The sequence below is a fragment of the Enterobacter sp. CM29 genome (assembly GCF_013179605.1).
GTDB lineage: Bacteria > Pseudomonadota > Gammaproteobacteria > Enterobacterales > Enterobacteriaceae > Enterobacter > Enterobacter intestinihominis.
In genome coordinates this window covers 1-3,698 of record NZ_JABMCU010000287.1, presented here as the reverse complement: position 1 = coordinate 3,698, position 3,698 = coordinate 1, and the positions used below count along the sequence as shown (strand labels likewise).

The 3,698-nt window shown below is 63.7% G+C and carries 4 protein-coding genes and 1 pseudogene; all 5 read right to left on the bottom strand.

Translation table 11 applies throughout. The features are described 5' to 3' along the window. Positions 1–482, bottom strand: a 482-nt coding sequence (locus HP459_RS21930) for a thiamine pyrophosphate-binding protein (protein WP_253939669.1), incomplete at its 3' end; no start/stop codon positions are given. A 13-nt stretch (positions 483–495) separates the two neighbouring features. Then, positions 496–1,965: an aldehyde dehydrogenase gene (locus tag HP459_RS21925; protein ID WP_126490413.1), complete on the bottom strand. Its 1,470-nt coding sequence runs from the start codon at positions 1,963–1,965 to the stop codon at positions 496–498. Between the two features lie 9 nt (positions 1,966–1,974). Continuing rightward, positions 1,975–2,745 (bottom strand): aspartate dehydrogenase, encoded by a 771-nt coding sequence (locus HP459_RS21920; protein ID WP_023306904.1) that lies wholly within the window; start codon positions 2,743–2,745, stop codon positions 1,975–1,977. A gap of 9 nt (positions 2,746–2,754) precedes the next feature. Further along, positions 2,755–3,549: an SDR family oxidoreductase gene (locus HP459_RS21915; RefSeq protein WP_058646124.1), complete on the bottom strand. Its 795-nt coding sequence runs from the start codon at positions 3,547–3,549 to the stop codon at positions 2,755–2,757. Further along, positions 3,533–3,698 (bottom strand): annotated as a pseudogene (locus HP459_RS21910) (alpha/beta hydrolase); the annotation flags it as partial. The pseudogene HP459_RS21910 and the gene HP459_RS21915, both read right to left, overlap by 17 nt.

Sequence of the window (3,698 nt, the reverse complement as noted above, 5' to 3'; positions counted from 1 at the left end):
GAAACCGGTCCGCACGGCGGGGTCTGCGCGTCCTGGATGGCTTTATGCAGAATGGCTATCGCCTGATTCGCATTGCTGATACGGTACGCCCGTTTTGAGCTGGCCTTCAGGAAGGTCAGCTGATCGCGGGTTTCATGGATAAACCCGGTGTCGGCGTCCAGCCAGGCTTTCTCTACCTGCCCGGTTAAATGCAGCAGCGGCGTGCAGGCATTCATCGCTTCCACCAGCGCGCCTACCGCGTTCCCGGCCCCCGCGCCGGTGCTGGTCAGCGCCACGCCGAGGCCGGAAAAGCGCCCGTGAGCATCGGCCATGGTGACGGAACCGGCTTCACCGCGCGCGGGCACAAAGCGGATATTGCCCCGCTGCCCAACCGCATCCGCTATCGGCAGGTTGTGAATGGAGATGACGCCGTAGATGGCCTCAACCTGATACTGCTCCAGCGTTCTGGCGATGGCGTCGCCGACGGTTATCATTTCGCTCATTGCTCACCCTTTCTCAGTCGCACCAATGGTTGACGCTGTTACCCGTCGCCAGATAAATGCTCTTTTGTTGCATCCAGGCTTTCAGCCCCTGGATACCCTTCTCGCGGCCCAGACCGCTCTCTTTAAAGCCCCCGAACGGGGTCGAAATCGCAAAAACTTTGTAGGTGTTGATCCACACCGTGCCTGCCTCCAGCTGCTCGCTGAGACGCAGGGCGCGCCCGGTATCGCGCGTCCAGATCCCCGCCGCCAGGCCGTAAACCGAGTCGTTCGCCTCGCGAATAAGCGCCGCTTCATCGCCAAACGGCATCGCCACCAGCACCGGGCCGAAGATCTCTTCCTGACATGCGCGGGCGCTGTTGTGTAGCCCTTCGATAATGGTTGGCTGGAAGAAGCTGCCGTTTGCCAGAGCGGGATCGGCGGGGATCTCGCCGCCGCACAGCACGCGGCCCCCTTCCCGCTTCGCCAGTTCGACGTACTCGATCACGCTCTGGCGATGTTTTTCGCCGATCAGCGGTCCTACATGGACGCCGTCGGTAAACGGATGCCCGACGCGCAGCCCGCGAGTTAATTCCAGCAGCCTCGCCATCAGCGGGGCATAAATACTCTCGTGGATAAACAGCCGCGATCCGGCGATGCACGCCTGCCCCGCCGAGCTGAAAATGCCGTAGCAGATCCCGCGCGCCGCCTGTTCGATATCGGCATCCTCCAGCACGATAGTCGGCGATTTGCCGCCCAACTCCAGCGAGGCCGGGATCAGTTTTTCCGCCGCCACGTGCGCCAGATGACGGCCCGTAGTGGTTCCGCCGGTAAAGGAAATTTTGCGCACGCGAGGATGACGCGCCAGCGCATCACCAATCACCGAGCCTTTGCCCGGCAGCACGCTCAGCAGCCCGGCGGGCAGCCCGGCCTGTTCAAAAATCCGCGCCAGCTCCAGCGCCATCAGCGGCGTGGCTTCGGCGGGCTTGAGGATCACCGCGTTCCCGGCGGCAATCGCCGGTGCGACCTTCTGCATTTCGCTGGCAATCGGCGAGTTCCACGGCGTGATGGCCGCTACCACGCCAAGGGGCTCGTAGCGGCTCAGCGTCAGCAGATCCGGCTGGCGCGGTGTCGGAAGTTCCCCTTCCAGCAGCTCGCAGGCGGCGGCAAAGTAGCGCGCCGTTCCCGCCGCGCTCATCACCAGCCCGCACGCTTCCGCCAGCGGCTTGCCGTTATCCCGGCTCTGCATCTGCGCCAGTTCATCCACACGGGATTCAATAAGATCCGCCACCTTGTGCAGGATCTTCGCCCGCACGTGCGGCAGGCTGTTACGCCAGGCGGGATCGCGCCAGGCGCGCTCTCCGGCGTCTACCGCCTCCTCCAGGTCATCCAGACTGGCGGCGTTCAGCGTCGCATTGAGCGACCCGTCTGCCGGGAAGTGGCTCTGCATCGGGTTACCTCCGCCGTGTCGCCACTGGCCGCCGATAAAAATCTTCAGATCGTCCATCGTCACTCCTCAGCTCAGGGCCAGTTCGCGGCAGGCGCGCACCGCGCTCAGTGCCGCCAGGGTGGAGGTTTTAGGGTTAGACGCCAGCGGCAGCCCGCTCAGCTCCAGATGGAATTCGCCAAACAGCCCTTCGACGTGCAGCGTGTGGGTGTTACGTTTCGTTGCCGGGTCAACCATCAGCTGCACGCGGGTGTCATCCATCCCGACGCCGCCGAGCGCCACGGTCGCCGCTACGTTGGCGTTCGCCGGGAACAGCCGCGCCGCCTCGCGAGCGCTGCCTTCAAAAAAGACCTTTGCCTCAGCCACTGAATTCAGATCGATAAGCTGCTCGGCATAGCTGCCGCGCCAGCTGGCCGGGCTTTTGCGCGACTGATAGGTGACGCGTTCAAGCCCACCCTCTTTCGCTGCCGCCAGCCCGTCGATACCGGCCACTGCACCGGAAAGCAGAGTCAGTTTTCCGCCCGCGGCGAGCAGACGCTGCTCCAGCGCGCTGTCCGCCAGCGCGCCGGTGGAAATGACGGCCAGATGCCAGCCGCGACGCAGGATCTCTTCCCCGTACTGGGCCACCGCCTGCTGGCTGGCGCATTCCAGCACCAGATCCGGCGTTTGCGCGCACGCCATTGGCGACGTCAGCGCCTCGACCGCATCGCCAAACTGGTCGTGAATGGCGGCATGGTGAGACGCGCGCGCCACGATCCAGCCGATAGCCACACCGGCAGGCAGGCGCTCAATCACCGCCTGCGCCATGGCACCAAAACCAATCAACATTACCTTTTTCATGATGCGTCCTTACAGATGGCGACAGAAGCCGCCGGAAACGTCCAGCGCGGCGCCGGTGGTAAACGAGGCCAGCGGCGAGGCGAGGAACAGCAGCGCCTGCGCGGGCTCCTGCGGCTTGCCGAGGCGCGCCATTGGAATGCCGCGCTTGCGCGCGATATTCGCCGTCCACTCCTGCCAGCTCTGGCTTTTGTCCGCCCGGTTTTCAAAGCGGCGCTGCCACTGGCCGGACTCCACCATGCCGAGCAAAATGGAATTGACGCGAATGCCTTTACCCACCAGCTCTTTCGAGAGCGTCAGCGTCATGTTCAGCAGCGCGGCACGAGCAGCGGAGGTAGCGATCATGTGCTCCTCCGGCTGTAGCGCCAGCAGGGAGTTGACGCAGGTAACAGAGGCAATGTCTGACTGCTCCAGCAGCGGCTGAAACGCCTGCACCGGATTGATGACGCCAAACAGCTTCAGCTCTGCCTCGTGCAGCCACGCCTCGCGCGGGGTGTCATGGAAGTGCGCCACGTAGCCCTGCCCGGCGTTGTTGATCAGCAGATCAGCCGCGCCAAAGCGCGCCTGCACCGCATCCGCAAAGGCCTGAACCTCGTCGGCGTTCAGCACGTCGCAGCGGTAAGAAAAAATCTCCCCGTGGGGGAATTCGTTTTGCAGCGTCGCATGGGCGCTGGCGAGCCGATCCGGGTCACGGCCGCAGAAGGCGACTTTCGCCCCTTCACCCAGCAGCAGGCGCAGCGTTTCAAAGCCAATGCCAGAAGAACCGCCGGTGACTACCGCTACGCGCCCGTCAATTTGTGCATTCATCGCGCACCTCTTCGTTAATGCGTAAAAGCTGTTGGTTGAAAAACACGTCGTTATCGAGATAGCTGGCGTGCCCGGCCTGCGGAATGGCGGTAAACGGCATGCCGTAGCGCAGCGCCAGCCCCTGCACCAGTTCGGGCTGCGTTATCGCG